At 52.5% G+C, this 16,269-nt stretch carries 15 protein-coding genes; 12 read left to right on the plus strand and 3 right to left on the minus strand.

The window, feature by feature from the left end; all coding sequences use genetic code 11:
• From VLX68_10700 to VLX68_10735, 8 genes are all read left to right on the plus strand, one after another.
• On the plus strand, nucleotides 1–987 hold the full coding sequence (locus VLX68_10700; GenBank protein HUI92705.1) for a 4Fe-4S binding protein: 987 nt from the start codon (nucleotides 1–3) through the stop codon (nucleotides 985–987).
• The gene (locus tag VLX68_10705) at nucleotides 984–2,324 is read left to right on the plus strand and encodes a 2-hydroxyacyl-CoA dehydratase family protein (GenBank protein ID HUI92706.1); all 1,341 of its coding nucleotides are present in this window, start codon (nucleotides 984–986) and stop codon (nucleotides 2,322–2,324) included. The genes VLX68_10700 and VLX68_10705 overlap by 4 nt, the downstream gene beginning before the upstream one ends.
• Before the next feature lie 92 nt (nucleotides 2,325–2,416).
• Nucleotides 2,417–4,135, plus strand: coding sequence for an acyl-CoA dehydratase activase (locus VLX68_10710; GenBank protein HUI92707.1), 1,719 nt, complete (start codon nucleotides 2,417–2,419; stop codon nucleotides 4,133–4,135).
• Between the two features lie 16 nt (nucleotides 4,136–4,151).
• The gene (locus VLX68_10715) at nucleotides 4,152–4,442 is read left to right on the plus strand and encodes a 4Fe-4S dicluster domain-containing protein (protein ID HUI92708.1); all 291 of its coding nucleotides are present in this window, start codon (nucleotides 4,152–4,154) and stop codon (nucleotides 4,440–4,442) included.
• Complete coding sequence (locus tag VLX68_10720) at nucleotides 4,421–5,524, plus strand: 2Fe-2S iron-sulfur cluster-binding protein (protein ID HUI92709.1); 1,104 nt, start codon at nucleotides 4,421–4,423, stop codon at nucleotides 5,522–5,524. Before VLX68_10715 ends, VLX68_10720 begins: the two co-directional genes overlap by 22 nt.
• Before the next feature lie 58 nt (nucleotides 5,525–5,582).
• Nucleotides 5,583–6,845, plus strand: coding sequence for an exo-alpha-sialidase (locus VLX68_10725; protein ID HUI92710.1), 1,263 nt, complete (start codon nucleotides 5,583–5,585; stop codon nucleotides 6,843–6,845).
• Nucleotides 6,846–7,276: 431 nt separating this feature from the next.
• A complete protein-coding gene (locus VLX68_10730) occupies nucleotides 7,277–7,723 on the plus strand; it encodes a hypothetical protein (GenBank protein HUI92711.1) in 447 nt (148 codons plus the stop codon).
• Nucleotides 7,724–7,785: 62 nt separating this feature from the next.
• The gene (locus tag VLX68_10735; protein ID HUI92712.1) at nucleotides 7,786–8,718 is read left to right on the plus strand and encodes a hypothetical protein; all 933 of its coding nucleotides are present in this window, start codon (nucleotides 7,786–7,788) and stop codon (nucleotides 8,716–8,718) included.
• 412 nt (nucleotides 8,719–9,130) lie between these two features.
• Here the strand turns inward: VLX68_10735 and VLX68_10740 are convergent, their stop codons facing one another.
• The gene (locus VLX68_10740) at nucleotides 9,131–10,549 is read right to left on the minus strand and encodes a fibronectin type III domain-containing protein (GenBank protein HUI92713.1); all 1,419 of its coding nucleotides are present in this window, start codon (nucleotides 10,547–10,549) and stop codon (nucleotides 9,131–9,133) included.
• A 385-nt stretch (nucleotides 10,550–10,934) separates the two neighbouring features.
• On the opposite strand from VLX68_10740, the gene VLX68_10745 reads away from it, so the two are divergent.
• Entirely contained in the window at nucleotides 10,935–11,678 is a 744-nt protein-coding gene (locus tag VLX68_10745; protein ID HUI92714.1) for a fibrobacter succinogenes major paralogous domain-containing protein, read from the plus strand.
• An 11-nt stretch (nucleotides 11,679–11,689) separates the two neighbouring features.
• The gene (locus VLX68_10750) at nucleotides 11,690–12,307 is read left to right on the plus strand and encodes a sulfite exporter TauE/SafE family protein (GenBank protein HUI92715.1); all 618 of its coding nucleotides are present in this window, start codon (nucleotides 11,690–11,692) and stop codon (nucleotides 12,305–12,307) included.
• Nucleotides 12,308–12,381: 74 nt separating this feature from the next.
• On the opposite strand, the gene VLX68_10755 is transcribed toward VLX68_10750, so the two are convergent.
• Entirely contained in the window at nucleotides 12,382–13,755 is a 1,374-nt protein-coding gene (locus tag VLX68_10755; GenBank protein HUI92716.1) for a hypothetical protein, read from the minus strand.
• Between the two features lie 95 nt (nucleotides 13,756–13,850).
• On the opposite strand from VLX68_10755, the gene VLX68_10760 reads away from it, so the two are divergent.
• Nucleotides 13,851–14,798: a hypothetical protein gene (locus tag VLX68_10760; protein ID HUI92717.1), complete on the plus strand. Its 948-nt coding sequence runs from the start codon at nucleotides 13,851–13,853 to the stop codon at nucleotides 14,796–14,798.
• Nucleotides 14,799–14,819: 21 nt separating this feature from the next.
• On the opposite strand, the gene VLX68_10765 is transcribed toward VLX68_10760, so the two are convergent.
• Nucleotides 14,820–15,341 (minus strand): hypothetical protein, encoded by a 522-nt coding sequence (locus VLX68_10765; GenBank protein ID HUI92718.1) that lies wholly within the window; start codon nucleotides 15,339–15,341, stop codon nucleotides 14,820–14,822.
• Nucleotides 15,342–15,459: 118 nt separating this feature from the next.
• Between VLX68_10765 and VLX68_10770 the strand changes: the two genes are divergently transcribed.
• Nucleotides 15,460–16,263 carry a TOBE domain-containing protein gene (locus tag VLX68_10770; GenBank protein HUI92719.1) on the plus strand — a complete coding sequence of 268 codons (804 nt, stop codon included), beginning with the start codon at nucleotides 15,460–15,462 and terminating at the stop codon, nucleotides 16,261–16,263.
• Nucleotides 16,264–16,269: the final 6 nt, after the last annotated feature.

Below are 16,269 nucleotides of genomic sequence, written 5' to 3' on the forward strand. Positions count from 1 at the left end.
ATGCTCAAAATAACCAATTGGAGGTTGGCATCCCAGATACTTTGTTTCGGCCTTATCGTCTATCTCGGCTACGCGGGAGTCCGATTGATAGAGTGGAAGAATATTTCCCTCGTGCTTCCCACGCTGAGCTGTTACTATACGAACCACCGTATAGCCCAATGTTTTCTTCGCGCCTTGGAGGAAGGGCTTTCCGGCGGCTGGAAGGTCGCGTATACCACCCTCATTCCTTCCATAGTACTTTTAGTGATTTTGGGGGTCATCTTCGGCCGTTCATGGTGCTCCTGGGTCTGTCCGTTGGGATTCGTGCAGGATGTGTTCATCCGTGTTCGGAAATATCTGAGAATAGGATATTATAATTTGTCGGAAAATTTAAAGCTGACCTCGGTATTTGTCCGATGGTTTCTGGTGATTTCCCTCGTATGCATCGCCGCGGGCATCGGCATTCCCCATTTTTTCCTCAAGGAATACCAGTACGATCTCATCACCCCCTTCTGTCAAATCTGCCCGAGCAAGCAAGTCTTCCCCTTTTGTGAAGGAAGGTTCAAGGAAATGCTGACGGTGGATAATATCAGCGCATTGTCAGCCGTGATGTCCTACCTCGCAATCGGTGTTTTTGTTTTTTATCTGCTCACCACCTCGTTCATCCGAAGGCTGTGGTGCAGGCTGTGCCCCATGGGGGCGATCCTCGGATTATTCAACCGGTTCTCTTTTCTTTCATTGCGCAAGGAAGGAAAACGCTGTACCAAGTGCGGCATTTGCAAAAGAAGCTGTCCCGTGCAGGTCGAGGAGGTCTACGAGGAAAAAGAGAAGGAGAAAATAGCGTCTTCCGACTGTACCTTGTGTTTCCGCTGTGTTGAAATGTGCCCGGAAAAGGACGCCTTAAAAGTCGGCATCGTTAACTATCCGATCGCGCGGTCGAAATTCAAAAGGTTTTTACAATCAAGCGCGGTGAAAGCAAAAAAATTGCAAAAGGAGATTTCCCAGTGAACAAAAACAGTCAAGCAAAATACCTTCCGGCGCTGCCCCCCGAAGAGAAGGAAGAACTGCAGAAGGCATTCAAGGCCTCGGTTCAGAAAACGGTCGCTGAAAACATCGAGAAAATGAGAAAAGTCCCGAACCGGGCCAAGGCCATGGAGTATTTCGACCAGGTGTCCGAATTTTTCGGCATGCGGGAAAAGGAAATCCGTGAATTCAAGGCGCATGGCGGAAAGGTCATCGGATTCGCGTGCATGCTGGCGCCCGTTGAGCTCATTCTGGCAGCAGGGGCCATCCCCATCCGCATTGATTCGGGGTTTTACACGCCGAGCAAGATCGGTGACCGGGTCGTTCCCGTGGAGGTCTGCCCGGTGGTGAGGTCCATGATCGGCTTGACCATGGCGGAACTCCACCCCTACCTCGAAATGTGCGACGTGATCATTTCGCCGAACTCCTGTGACGGAAAAACAAAGGTATGCGAGATCCTCACCGACGCCTTTCCCGTATGGGAAATGAACGTGCCCAGGGTAAAAGACACGCCGCAGGCAAAAGCCTACTGGCTTGACCAGGTGAAGGAAGTAAAGCGCAAGATGGAAAAGCTCACCGGCAGGGCGATCAACAGAAAAGCGATGCGCTCCGCCATCGCCACCACCCTTAAAGCCACGGCGGCATCCCGCCGGCTGCAGGATTTGCGGAAATGCTCCCCCGCCGTCATTTCCGGAAGGGACGCGATGCTGGTGGAACAGATGACCTTCTTTGACGACATCCGGCGGTGGACCGAAAAAACCAACCAGCTCTGCGACGAGTTGGAGACAAAACTCAAGGAAAAGGCAAGCGTTGCTCCGGCAGAAACGCCGCGCATCCTGCTCACCGGCTCCCCCATGGTTTGGCCCGACTGCTGGAAAATCCCCAACCTCATTGAAGAATCAAAGCCGGCGGGGCTCATTGTCGCCGATGAATTATGCTCCGGCGACCGCGTCTACTTCGATCCCGTCGGGGTTGATGAGGGAGCGGGCGGCGACATGCTCAAGGCAATCGCGGAACGGTATGTTCTGCCCTGCACCTGTCCCTGTTTCACCTCCGAAAAAGGCAATCAGGACAGAATTGACAAATTGCAAACCATGGTCAAGGACTATAAAATCAACGGCGTGATTTACCACGTGATCCGCGGTTGCCATCTCTATGCCATGGAATACATGCGCCTGAAACGCTTGTTTGACAAAGAGAACATTCCGATATATTATCTTGACACGGAGTACAGCCGCGAGGACAGCGGGCAGATGAAGACCAGAATTGAGGCCTTTATCGAGATGCTGGCAACCAAGACTTCAACTGATGATTTGTATTGACCGGTATTCATTTGATCGTTGATCAATTCTGAGTAAATATCAGTAACGTTTTCTGCGTATACTTTTTTTTAAAAACGGGGGCTTTACCTACAATGATCAGCACAGGAATAGACGTCGGCGCAAGAAATGTAAAGGTTGTCATTCTTAATGATGAAAAAGTGGTTGCCAAGACCATGGTGCCCACCGGGTTTGATCCGGCTGCCTCGGCGAGCGAGGCGTTGCGTAAAGGCATAGAACAGAGCGGTCTCCCGGAAAGCGAGATCAAACAGATCATCGCCACGGGCGTCAATGCCGAAATGACGTCGCATGCCACGGGAAAAGTGAGCATGGTGCGCGCGATTGCAAAGGCGGGAACGTACCTTTTTCCCAAGGCAAGAACGGTGATCGATGTGGGCGCCGAGGATGCGAGGGCGGTGAAATGCGACGACAAAGGAAACATAGCGGATTTCGTGGCCAACGACCGCTGCGCGGCAGGTGCGGGCGCATTCATCGAGGCCATGACCAGGGCGCTGGAGCTCAAACTTGAGGAAATGGGGACAATGTCCCTTAAGGCGGACAAGGCGATACCGATGAACGCGCAATGCGTCATCTTCGGCGAATCCGAGGTCGTCACCCTGATTCATCAGCGGACGCCGAAGGAAAACATAGCCCGTGCGGTCTACGACGCCATGTCGGATAGAATTTCTTCAATGGTCCGCCGGTTGGGCATCAACAACGATGTCGTGCTGATGGGAGGGGTTGCCAAGGACGTGGGCCTGGTCAATTCCCTCAAGAAAAACCTGGGCATAGAACTTTTCATTCCGCAAGAACCGGAATTCGCCTCGGCATTGGGAGCCGCCCTCTCCTCTTCGCTCGAACATATTGAAGACCGCGTCATCACCCTTCCGAAAGTGGAGCTGGGCGACGGTGATAATGGAAAGGGAGTAAAAAAGGAATACTGGCGGTGGCCGGAATATAGAAAGACCGTTGAGGGCATGGACCCGAAAAAGGCCAAGGTCATCACCGCCGGCATCGACGTCGGGTCTGTGGGTTCAAAAGCCGCGGTCATGCTTGACGGAGAGCTTTTTTCCTGGGCCATCATGCGGACAGGCTCCAACAGTCCCGACAGCGCCCGGAACGTTCTCGGCTGGGCCTTGGAGGGGACGGGAATTCCTGAGAACGAGATCAAATACATCGTTGGAACAGGCTACGGACGGGTAAACGTCCCCATGGCAAAAAAGGCCATCACCGAAATCGCCTGCCATGGACGGGGAGCGTCGTATATCTGGGGACCGGCGGTCAAGACGGTGTTGGATGTGGGCGGCCAGGACATCAAGGCGATTCGTGTTGACGAAAAGGGAAAGATAACGTCATTTCTCATGAATGATAAGTGCGCCGCAGGCACGGGACGAGGCATGGAGGTGATTTCTGACCTTCTGTCGGTGCCCATCCAGGAGGTGGGCGCATACTCCCTGAAAGTCGAGAAAGACCCGCCCCCGGTGAGTTCGACGTGCGTGGTCTTTGCCAAATCCGAGGCCGTGTCGCTGCTACGGAAAGGGTGGTCCAAGGAAATGGTGCTTGCATCGTACTGCAACGCGATGTCCCAGCGGATGTTCGAATTGCTGACCAAGGTTGGCATCGAAAAGGAATTTGTCGTTACGGGCGGTCAATCTAAAAACATCGGCATCGTAAAAAGGATAGAACGGCTCATCGGGTTCAATTGCTTTCCGCTGCCGAAAACCCGGAATTACGACATGGACCCTCAACTGGCGGGCGCGATCGGCGCGGCCCTCTTTTCAAAGGCGCTTTTCGAAAAAGAACAGGGTAAATGAAACAGGAGCGGCACCAGTGATCATCCACTACGGCTACGAAGACGGTTCGGGCAAGTACTACGTGAGCATCAACGCCGAAAAATGCGATGCGTGCAACGCGTGTATCGAAAAATGTCCTCAAAAAATAATAAAGATTGACACGGTGATGATTGACATAGAGGACAAACAGGTGGCCGTTGTCCACGAGGACCACCGCAAAAAGATACAGTATACCTGCGGGCCCTGCCACAAGCAGAAGGAAATCCATTGTGTCAAGGCCTGTCCAAAAGGAGCAATTGCCGCCACATGGGAAAAGAAGCATCCATAACCATTGACCGTCATGTCCTTCGTGCCCGTGAGGGGGCTACGGTCATGGAAGCGGCGGACACGGCGGGGATCTATATTCCCCGTCTTTGCTATCATCCCGCGCTTCCGCCCGGGCCCGGGACAAAGGCCGTTCACAGGGTGTTCCGGCACGGCGAAATCGACGCGGACCCGAATTCACATGATAACACCTATGCAGGTTGCAATATCTGCATCGTCGAGATCGAGGGAAGAGGCACTTCCCCATCCTGCACCACGCCGGTGGAAGACGGCATGGCCATCCGCACAAAATCCGCCGCGCTGAAGGAAATGAGAAGAGACAACCTGGCGCGAATTCTTGCGCATCATCCCCATGCCTGTTTCGTTTGCGCGGAACAGGAAGGCTGCGACCGGGAAGAGTGCACCATGGGTGTCGACGAGGACTGCCGTTGCTGTGCCAAATTCGACGACTGCGAATTCCGGCAGGTTTGCGGACATGTCACGCTCAAGGAGGATATTTCCCAATACGCTTTCAGGAATATCCCCGTGGTGAACACTCCCTTTTTTACCTATGACGCCAACCTGTGCATCGGGTGCACGCGTTGCGTACGCGCATGCGAGAAGACGGAGGGAAAAAGAGTCATCGGATTTGCCCTTCGCAAAGGCGAAATTATCGTGGGCACCGTGGGGCCTTCCCACCGGGAATCGGGCTGCGCATTCTGCGGCGCCTGCGTCACGGTTTGCCCGACGGGCGCCTTGATGGACAAAGGGCTCGCCTGGAAGAAGAAAGCGGAGCTGAGGCTCGCCCCCGTCATTCTCCCCCCCGAGGATGACCTTGCCATGACCGAGGAGAATGTCGCCAAAGTCCCTGAAGTAAACGGAGTCTACCAGCTTTTCGACGACAAGCAGGAAGTAATTTATATCCGGGGCACCGACAACGTCCGCAGGGACCTGCAGGAGAAATGGAAATCGGTGGCAAAGGCGCGTTTCTTCAGATATGAAGAGCACGGGATGTACACCATGCGGGAAACCGAGATGCTGGAACATTTCCTCAAAAAACACGGGAAATTGCCCGAGGTCAATGATGAGATCGCGGACCTGTATTGAAACCTGTTTAAATATCGTGCTTCTGTCCGCCATATGCCTGGCGGCTGACTCTGCTTCCGTGTCCGCGAATAAGGCCGACTCGGCATCCGCGTCTCCATCAGTGAAAAAAGCCGACTCCACTTCGGCCTTCATATCCATGCAGGGAGACTGCAGATACCCAGCCGTCACCTCGGAAGGAAACAGCATCTTCATGGCATGGGTGGCAACGGAAGGGGTCACCACAAGCATTTATTACCGGCACAGCGCCGACGAGGGCAAAACATGGACAAGCTCACGGAGGCTCAGCAACGACAGAAGCGACGCGTATCCCCCGGCGATGGCCGTAAACGCCGGAACGGTGCATGTTGCCTGGGTGGATTACGGCGAGACGGTGGACGGAGAGCTCTACTACTCGCGCAGCCTTGACGGAGGAGAAACTTGGGAAAAGAACCGCATCCTCATCACCGATGCAAACAGCGCGCGCTACCCGTTGCTCGCCTGCAAGGATAAGAATGTCTACCTGATCTGGCAGGACGTGGAAAACAAGGTCTATTTCAAGGCCAGCCGCGACCAGGGCTTCACCTGGGAAAAAGAGCTACTCCTCGGAAAAGTGGGCAAGCACTCATGCTATTGCTATCCGCCCGCCATTTCCTGCTGCGGAAACGAATTGGCCGTGGTGTGGACCGATTTCAGTGAGGAAAAAAAGGGGCTGAGCCTGGGATTCGATGGATTTAACCTATGGAAAAGCAGTGACAATTCTGTTTCCTCGGTCGTCCTTCGAACGAGCGACGACAACGGTCGCACATGGTGCAGGGAGCAAGTGCTGTCGGCGACCAAAGTCTCCAAGGAAACAAAGGAGGAGATTGACAATCCCATAATGCTTTCGGACGGTGTCCAATCGTATCTTTTCTGGCTTGACAGACGCAATATCCAGCTCGGCGAAATTTTTTACGCCCGGTTCGACCCGAAAATGGAAAAATGTCCCATCACCGGAAGGAACCTGTATCCCACCGAAAAGCGGTCGCCCAAACGCCCGTCGGTCGTGTTTGACAAAGACATGAATCTCCATTTTACCTGGGCAAGTTTTTTTAACGGTGAGTCGGTCGTCTCCTACGGCGAAATCGATCAGACGGGAAAAGTTCTCAGGGAAAAGAAGGACCTTACGGCTGGCGTCGGCAGCTATTATAATCCGATCATAACGAGGACCTCCTCCGGATTGCTGCATGTGTTCTGGTTTGATCAACCGAAGGACAAATCGGAATGGTCAAGAATATTTTTAAAGACAAGCAAGGACAATGGCGATACCTGGGAAAACTGGGAACCACAAAAGAAGGATATGTGACCGTGAAAGCACTGAAACGGCCGACGACTGCCGGTGGGCGAGACGCGCCGGATCGCGTTGAAATCCCATATAAAAAAGGCACATTGTTCGGGCGTTCGCCAGTCGCGAGCCTTATAACGGGTTCGGCAACCATCCTCCTTATGCTGACATCGTTTCAAGCCATGGCCCAGGGGTCGATGTCCACGATAAAGGGGATTCCCAAAGAGGATCCTGCTCCGGCGGCCACCGGTGTCCAGGCGGATTCTCTTTCTAGGAACAAAACCGCAGATTCCTCGGCAAAGGCTGGCGGAGGCGCTCAGGAAACATCCGCTCCAAAAACTGCAAGCTTTGGAAAACTTAGCCTGACGAACATCGCTCTAACGGATAAAAAAATCCGCGTTTTTGGGTGGGGTGAATACATCGTTGGAGGACATTGCCTCTGCTGTGACAACATGAGAAGTGTGGACTGCATTACCGTTCAAACCACCAACAGGACCGACAAGCTCCGTATAAAACAAATCATCGACGGAAAGACGGAGGCCGACACGGGTGACAACACCACCTACTTCGGCGATATATTTGAGCGGGACGCGCCGACGAGGCCCGTCGCCGAGCTCATTGCTGAAATCACGTTGCCCCAACTGCAGGATATCTACCGGGTAACGGTATATACCGTTGCGGACAGTTTGAAAAGGAAGAACGTGCTTTTCAATTGCGAACTTGGCTATACCGACCAGTTCGACCGCCTGCAGTGGGCCGGAAAGGTGGACAACTGCGGGCATGACGACCATATTACCTTTGACTTGGACAAGCCCATATTCACCAAGGATATTCTCTTGAAAGTAAAGGACGGAAGAAACAGGATAACCGAAGTGGCCCTATTCGTCAAGAACAAATAAAAATGCCCTCCCCAAGATTCATACGCTCTCTCGTTGCGACATTCCTTTGCACGGCCATACCGTTGAATGCCGGCGGCCAGCCCGTTCCCCAAAAATCCCAGGCGCGGAATCTCTTTATCATCGTGATGAACGGCGTGCGCTACAGCGATGCGTTCGGCGACAAGAACCACCTCTATATCGATAATATTTGGAACAAGCTCAGACCATTGGGGACCATCTGCACCAAGTTCGAGAACCGCGAACTCACCCTGCCCATCCCGGCGCAGATGAGCCTGCTTACCGGCGTGTGGCATGTCTTTAAAAATCCGTTCAGCGAAACCATTCGTCCCGCCTTCCCCACCCTGTTTGAATATTGGAACGGTGCCAAGAAGGAGCCGACAAAATCCTGCTATTTCGCCTCATGCAGGCCTCAATTTGAAATTCTGGCCTTCAGCGATCATGCCGAGTTTGGGGCAAGCTATGCGCCCTTATTTGAGTCCAGCAAGAAGGAGGATGAACACGAAAACGCGATTTATGAAAAAGCCTTACCCCATATCATGGAAAAACACCCTTCCTTCGTGTATCTCAGCCTTAACGCCGGTGGCGGCACGGAGACACCGGAAAAAGAACTTGCTGCTGAATGCCCATTGAAAGGTCAGAAGGATGCCTGCGGCGGGGCATCGGGGCTGAATACCTACTACGAATCGATAATCCTCATGGATCAGATTACTTATGACCTCTGGGACCGGATTCAGAAAGTGGATGTCTATAAGGACAAAACGGTTTTTCTGGTGTTGAGCGCCCATGGAAGGCACACCGACGATTACCATGGTTATGGCGACAAGTGCCGGGGCTGCACCCAGCTTTTTCTCTTGGCAATCGGGCCCGGGATCAAGAAGAATTTCGTTTCCAATAAAGAAAGAACCCTCATCGATGTCTGTAAAACAGCGGGAGCGCTCTGCAATATACCCACCCCGTATGCAAAAGGCGATGTTATGAAGGAACTGTTCGAATAAAATATATGAAGCGAATTCAATTTTCCTCGCTTCACTTCTGATCTGCACTTAAGAATGTATCCCGCATCTTTTTTCTAATCCGTCTTAATACTTATAAACAAACAAAAGCCGGGCATATCGCGGCTTCGCAGCGTGTCCATCGCCGCTATTTGCTTCCCCGCCTCAGCGTCGGTCGCCCCGGTGTCGCCAAACCGGCAGCATGTGCAGTTTGAGGTCGTTTATAGCCTGTTTGATGATTGCATCATCCAGGCATCGGTTGTTATTCTCTTTCGTAAATCCAAAAAGCGGAATCGTGCGGATAGGGTGCGGCGGCCGGCCGAACCCATGGGAACAAGGCCGGTCGAAAAAAAAGTTCCCCCTCGACCGGGAAGTCGAGGGGGAACCGCGCATATCGCCTGTCAATCTACTCGCGTTATTTTTCTATCCTCAAGCTCGAGAACAGGTATTGCTCTTCCAGGTTGGCGGCGGTTTGAAATTTCATTCGGTAGGCGTACAGGCCGTTTGGAAGATTGATGTTGTCCCACCGTACTTTGTTCCAGCCTCCACTCAGCGAGCTCGATGGGCTTTCAAGGGTCGCCACCAGTTTTCCAGAAAGCGTAAGGATATTTATGGTCACGCTCTTGGCCGGCTGGTAGAGAAAATAACTGAACATGGTCCAATGGGCAGCCGGATTGGGCTCATTTAAAATACGCTTGCTGTCGGCTATCCTATCTTCGGTTGCCGGTATTTTGAAAGTGAGGTCCGAGGAGTACGTGGCTTCCCCAGAGTTTGACCCGTATGACACGGCCCTGGCATGATACATAGCGCCTTTCTGGAGCCCGAATAATTGAATATCGTGGTTATAAACCATCTCGGTATTCAATCCGCTAAACATTCCATAATCAGTGGTCAAACCATACTGGATAGAAGATGTTGCCGGTATGTTCGTTTTCCAAGTGATCGTCACCTCTTGTGCCGTTACTTTAGCCGCAGTGTTCGACAAGACGGCATTTTCCCCGGCCTGGTTCAGTACGCCGGTCGACACTCCCATAAAATTCTGAGCGGTCTGGTTCGCGCTCAAAGCCGTAAAGGTCTTGCTCGGAGGGGTAAAGGTTATGCCGGCTTTGGTGGGCGTAACGGTATAGGTGCCCAATCCCAAACCGGAAAAAGTGTATGTCCCGTCGGTTTTGGTAGTATCGATCTTTGAAGCACCGCCTGACAAAGTAACAATGACGCCGGTAATTCCCGTGGCTGTTTTTGCCAATGCTCTTTTTCCGCTGGCGGTTGTGCCAATAATGCCGGATATGGTATAGGTATTCCCTTGTGCCAATGTGGTGGCGGTCCAATCGCTGGTGCCGCCGCTTTGCTGAACAGTCTTGCAATGGTCGGGAGCGCCGCCTCTAATGCAGTTGCTCAGGCAGCAGCCCTTTACTCCAAAATGATAGAGGGTGCCGGGGGTAAGGTTCGGCACGGTGACGGTATGCTGGTTATACATGACAGTGGGCTGGGTGGTCGGGTAGATACTGGACTTCGCCGAAGTCGTACCATAGGGAACCTGATATGTACCGCCGGCACCATCAGTCGTGCCGTTGACACTTCCGCTCGTCCACGATACGTCGACAGAGGTGGCCGTGATATTCGAAATCGTGACGCCCGAAATCCACGGTTGGAAACAGTCACACGCGTGATCGCCGTTCGCGTTGTGGAGCATGATACTATGCTCTTTTGCCTCATCAGCCAAAACTATTTTGGACGATGAGGTTTTGTTAAGAAAAAGAAACACTGCAACGCCCAGTAAAAGCACCGCGAGCAGCCCATAGCCGCTCCACCTTAAAATACGCGACTTTTTCATTGGACCCCCTTCTTGAGTCATTTAATGGTTTAAATTTTGATGGAGAAAAATATATTTGAAACCAGTCTTGCCTGATCCAGGATTCACACAACAAACAATATATAACTAAAAGATAGAAAATGTCAAAGTTTTTAATATTTCCGTTATATAAAATATTATATAACGCATGACATGACAATGTGTTACGTGTTGGAGTCAATCGGAATTTCGCTCAAACCTGGCATGAAAAGAAAACTCCGATTCCGTTTATAAACAGGAGATTTTAAACTTCAAAATTGTTCTACAGATAAAAATAGCCGCACCGTTTTTAAATTATGGAGTCTTTGGCAGGTTGTATTTTGGAATCATAATCAGCATCATTACATCAATATTGCCTGGAGATTTCATGAATAAATTGTTGTTGTCGGCTTGGATTTTTTTGGTTTTGTTTTCGTCTTGTACGCGAAATACAGTAACCGACGCGGATGGAAACATTTACCATACGGTTAAAATCGGCAAGCAAGTCTGGATGGTTGAAAATTTCAGGGCTACCAAATGGAACGACGGCACGCCCATTCCACACGTTTCAGACAGCGTCGCCTGGCATTCCCTTACGACACCCGGTTATTGCTATTATGGGAATACGAACAATGCCGACACCATAAAGCGGTTCGGGGCGCTTTACAATTGGTATTGCGTCGATTCGAAAAAATTTGCTCCGCCGGGGTGGCATGTCCCCACGGATGATGATTGGGACACCTTGCAGAATTACCTGATCAGGCATGGATACAACTGGGACGGCGAGAGAAGGGATAATAGAGTAGCAAAATCCTTGGCTGCACAGAGCGGTTGGAAACCGTTCGGCATCGAAGGCATGCCCGGAAACAATATGAAGGACAATAACAGAAGCGGTTTTTCGGGCTTTGCCGCCGGCTATCGCCACGATTCACGTGACACCGCAAATTGGCATCGTATTTCTGTTTTTTGGGCGGCTGGCCATAAGGCTGCGTGGTGGAGCGCCACCGAGGTCACCGAGTCAATCGCATGTGTCTATGGGCTGGGCTTCTGCGCCGACTACCTGATAAAATATGGACATGACTGGCTCAAAACCTGCGGCTACCCGGTCAGATTGGTGAGAGACAGGAAATAATATTACTTCATATGATTACTACCTTGGCTGAAGGCTTTCTTCTCGGCCTTGCCACCGGAACCACCTGCTTGGCCACGTGCGGACCGGTTTATGCACCCTACCTGATGCAATACGACCGGACCTTGGCGAAAAGTCTGCTCGTAATTCTTGAACTTTCGGCCGGCAGGTTTTTTTCTTACATTGTTGTGGGCGCGTCCGCCGGACTTTTGGGCAGGCAGATTCACTTTGAGGGAAAAGGACTCATCACGGCGGCTGGTTACTTCCTGTTCTCCGTTTTTCTGCTGGCCACCGCATTCCGAACGTACCGGCGCGACCAAAATTGCTCCATGGGCCGCTGGGCGGGAATCATCGACCGGCCGCTGGTCCTGGGAATACTTACCGGCATCAATATCTGCCCTCCCTTTCTCTTGGCGTTGACAAAAGCGTTCGGCGGGTCCGGACCGGCCGCAGGCGCAACGCTTTTTGCGGCATTCTTCACCGGCACATCACTTTTTCTGCTGCCGATAGCCGCGTTCGGGCTGCTCGGCGAGCGAAGAATTTTTCGCTCGATTGCACGCTGGGGAGCGGTTGCCGTAAGTGCATGGTTTCTGATTCTTGCGGGCCTGCTGGCGTATGACTACTTCAGGTAGGATTTTAATGCCTTGAGGCATCCACGCATGGAAGCCCCCCTGCGGATCCTCTTCGTCTTTCTCGGATCCTCGGCTTAACGACCGGAGGTTCCCGAGGAATCTTGAGTGAAGTATTTGGTGAGCCGATGATCCCGGCGAAGAGCTTGCGCGGATGCAGCGTCCCCGGCGGACCGAAAGTAACTCTCGGCAGCCGCAACGGATCGGGTAAGATCTGCAAAGCCGGCCATCTCGCTGACGGGATTGGCGAGTAAGGCGACCGCGTGCAGGTAATACTGCCGGGCCCTGGCAGTATCGCCAAGCCGCTCGTACCCGTACCCGATCAACAGATCCATGCTGTAGTTGGCCTCCAGCTTGCTGATCCGGCTGTAGTGCTTGATTGCCTCGACAGTGTGTCCGTTCTGGTCCAGGCCTTGAGCCAGGGTGAACTCTGCATCAGTGTTTACCACGCCCGGGGCCGCCGCGATGAAACGCTCCGCCTCGTCCAGGCGGCCCGCCGAGGCCAGCTGGCCGCCAAGCTCTGCCAGAATTCGGCAGCAGCCCGAGTCCAAGCGCACCGCCTTTTTGCCTTCGGCCAGTGCGCCGGGTACGTCCCCTGCCCTGAAAAGGGCATCGCTCATGTAAACATGGAGCCAGGGATTAGCCGGCTGCGCGAGCACCAGCGGCCTCACCCGCTTGACAATCTCGGACGGCGGGAGACTGCGGCGCCAATCCTCTACCTTGACAAGCGTGAGCCACGGCGCCTGCGGCCGGGACAGGTCCTTCCCTTCAAGCGCCTCTTTCATGGCGTACCCTATCCAGCGTATATTTATCGGGAGATATCCCCCGTCGCAAGAATAGGCCACGCTCAAATGTTTCACGTCCCAGGGCAGTGCCCGGATGATTGCCGCGATCCTGCGCACGGCTTCGACCAAGTTGATGCAACGGTAATTGGCGAAATGGTCCACGACGTCAGCGTCCACGGTGAGCAGCACAGGCCCTTGAAGCTTGAGCGCGGAAAGTGAGTCTATGAGCCAGGTCCGAAAGGGAAGATGCGTAAATACTCTGCTCAGGTTCCCAGGCAGGGGCGCCGCCCACACCTCTTCACGGGCGATGCCGAGGTTATAGGCTGCGGTGATGAAATCGGCTATGTTGTACAAACCTGAGTCTGAGACGCCGTTTGCGCGACTGATTGCGGCCAGATCACCGGCCGCAAAGCGGAGCTTGAGTTTGTCGATCTGCTCCGGTGTGATCGGAGTACAATCGTCATGGGCATCAACGTTCACCACGATGGCGCCTTTAACGCCGGTTTTAATCCAGGGCACGAGAACATCGCTGTGGTTCTCCACGAGGATCACCTGCTGCGGCAGTTTGGCTTCGGCCGGGCGGGATAAGAAGCCCATGAGGGCAGCGACGGCGAGGATAAAACGGGATATCTCAACAGAGATCCGCATGGATGAAGAACAACGCATAATTTCTCCTCGATTAAAATGTATTCATGGATTAAATTAATATACGTCCATAATCGTAGTGGAATTGCATTTTAATTTTCAGAAAAGGGCATAGCATGGCAAAAAAAAACATCATTTACCCAATTTTCGCGTTCCTCTTCATGTTCGTGCAAAATGCATGCTGCGATGCAAAACAGTTGCAGGACCAGCTGTGGATACTGGAAACCTACGAACACGGTGACGCCGCCACGATTGTCGACAATGTCAAGAAGGACCTGCTTTCGAAAGACCCTCTGGTGCAGGATGCCGGCTGCATCATCCTGCTGAAGGCGTTTGAAGGGCTCAAGAAGGGTGACGAAAAGGCTGAATTCATATTCAGCAAGCTATCCGGAGACCTAAAAGCAGTCGGCAGCGCCGCGGACATCATCGATTCGAGGCTGCTGGGATGGTACAACCCTGAAGGCTCGGAAGAGGACGATGACGACATGAGAATATACACTCCCCTCTTCAATGTCCTGGGAAAAGCTGACAGCAAGACGGCGCAGGGGACGCTGGCACGGTCTTTTCTCTACCTTCGCGGCCATCCGGATATTCTGAAAATGATACCGATGAGCGAAGAACTGGCTGCAGCCTCTTTAAAACGACTGCAGATGATAAAAGAAAAATTCTGCTGCGTTTATCCGGGAAGAGAATTTGTCATTGAAATGCTCGAGAAGGATTCGCGCTACGGCCTTTTGGACCTGTACGAAAGTTATCTGCTGGCAAACAACAAACCCGGCGAGAAAATGAAAAAGGAGATGAAGGAATTCGTCCTTGACTGCATGGGCTACGGGGATTCAAAAAACGGCTACGTCATCAGGATCAAGGCGGTAAAACTTGCGGGAATGCTGGTGAAAAGCGGTGAAAATGATTTGATGGGAAAAATCCAGGAAGTATCAAAAAACGATCCATTTTATACGCACGCCTATATCGGCAAGGCTGGGTTCAGCGTAAAGGAATTGAACTATCCGGTTCGGGAAGCCTGCGCGAAGATCCTCCAGAACGAAAGAGCCGGCGGAAGTTGACAAACGTAGCTTCCCGTGCCGTCATCGCTTCGCAAGCAACGACTTTACCCTGCCGATGAGATCGGCCGAAACCTTGTCCGCAACGGGCTTTTCCGATGCGCAAGCGATCGCGTCCACGCCGGAAGGTTTCTTCTTCGGCAGCCATTTTCCGCTCGCCGAGGTGGTAAGCACGATCACGTTCGCCGCGTCCTGTTTTCCCTTGAAAAATTTTCGTATGTTCCTGTCCCAGTCCCACCCCATGCAGGTATTGATGATCACGATCGCGCCATATTTTGAGGCATCCTCGTTTTTAAGAAGGGTAAGGCCGATGCATTTGACATAGACTGAATCATAGGCAAGAGCGCCTTTGATTTTCTCAACAAGCGCCTGTTTGAAATCGCTTTTGCGTGAAGCGATGAGTACTTTCTTGGCAAGGGCCGGGTCGTTTACTGAGCTTGAATCCATGTCTTTTTGCGGCCAAAGAAGCTGAGGCGGGGATGAACAAGAAGAAATCCAGCAGAAGACCACCGAAATAAAAAGTACCAGCGCCGTTCGTTTCATCATGATTGCCTCCTACCTTGCATATTTTTATCATCACTTTAATGAATATTGTTTTGATAACGGGATAAGGCTATTTTCTTTGTAAAGGCAGTTATGCTCCTTTAACCGATCCTGGAACTCCATGGAAAACCATTCCCCCTATTCAGGCCCGTTGTGGCTCCTGTTCGGCGGCCGCCATCTGCTCGAAAAAAACGCGCTCGAACTCCTTAAAAGCATTGACCGGCTCGGATCGATCACGTCGGCGGCAAGGGAAGTCGGCATCAGCTACAAGACCGCCTGGGACCTCGTCGACCGGCTCAACAACCTTTCGTCGAAGCCGCTCGTCGCTTCAAGCACGGGAGGCAGGCACGGCGGCGGATGCAGGCTGTCGGACTACGGCAAAAAGATACTCGATGAATATAATCACCACAAGGAGCAATTCGAGGTTTTCAAAAAAACATTGTCCGGGAAAGAAAATGATTTTGCTCTTTTCACCGATTTTACAAGGAGCCTTATCTTGAAAACCAGTGCGCGCAACCAATTCTCCGGCGTTGTTGAAAAGATCGTCCCCGGCCCGGTTTCAACCGAGGTCGTTCTGCGCATCAGCGAAACGGATGCGATCACTGCGGTGATAACGAGCGAAAGCGCTAAAATACTCGGGCTTGAAAAGGGCGGCAGAGCGATAGCGCTTGTCAAGGCGCCCTCCATAATCATCATGATCGATGACGGAAAAACCAAGACAAGCGCGATGAACCGCCTCTGCGGAAAGGTTTCCGGAATCACCAGGGGCGCGGTGAACAACGAAATAAAGATCGCGCTCGACGGAAGCAGGACCATCGTGGCCACCATCACCAAACAAAGCTCGGAAGCCATGAAGTTGTCGCCGGGCAGCAACGTGTGCGCCGTGTTCAACGCCTCGCAGGTCATTCTTGCGGTAACGGAATAAGAACCG

Source organism: Chitinivibrionales bacterium, from assembly GCA_035516255.1.
In the GTDB taxonomy this organism is placed as follows: Bacteria; Fibrobacterota; Chitinivibrionia; order Chitinivibrionales; family FEN-1185; genus FEN-1185.

Excerpts from the sequence above, each read along its gene's own strand:
- VLX68_10700 (HUI92705.1), top strand. The coding sequence starts at position 1 with ATGCTCAAAATAACCAATTGGAGGTTGGCATCCCAGATACTTTGTTTC.
- VLX68_10710 (HUI92707.1), top strand. The coding sequence starts at position 2,417 with ATGATCAGCACAGGAATAGACGTCGGCGCAAGAAATGTAAAGGTTGTC.
- VLX68_10720 (HUI92709.1), top strand. The coding sequence starts at position 4,421 with ATGGGAAAAGAAGCATCCATAACCATTGACCGTCATGTCCTTCGTGCC.
- VLX68_10730 (HUI92711.1), top strand. The coding sequence starts at position 7,277 with ATGAGAAGTGTGGACTGCATTACCGTTCAAACCACCAACAGGACCGAC.
- VLX68_10740 (HUI92713.1), bottom strand. The coding sequence starts at position 10,549 with ATGAAAAAGTCGCGTATTTTAAGGTGGAGCGGCTATGGGCTGCTCGCG.
- VLX68_10745 (HUI92714.1), top strand. The coding sequence starts at position 10,935 with ATGAATAAATTGTTGTTGTCGGCTTGGATTTTTTTGGTTTTGTTTTCG.
- VLX68_10750 (HUI92715.1), top strand. The coding sequence starts at position 11,690 with ATGATTACTACCTTGGCTGAAGGCTTTCTTCTCGGCCTTGCCACCGGA.
- VLX68_10755 (HUI92716.1), bottom strand. The coding sequence starts at position 13,755 with ATGCGTTGTTCTTCATCCATGCGGATCTCTGTTGAGATATCCCGTTTT.
- VLX68_10760 (HUI92717.1), top strand. The coding sequence starts at position 13,851 with ATGGCAAAAAAAAACATCATTTACCCAATTTTCGCGTTCCTCTTCATG.
- VLX68_10765 (HUI92718.1), bottom strand. The coding sequence starts at position 15,341 with ATGATGAAACGAACGGCGCTGGTACTTTTTATTTCGGTGGTCTTCTGC.
- VLX68_10770 (HUI92719.1), top strand. The coding sequence starts at position 15,460 with ATGGAAAACCATTCCCCCTATTCAGGCCCGTTGTGGCTCCTGTTCGGC.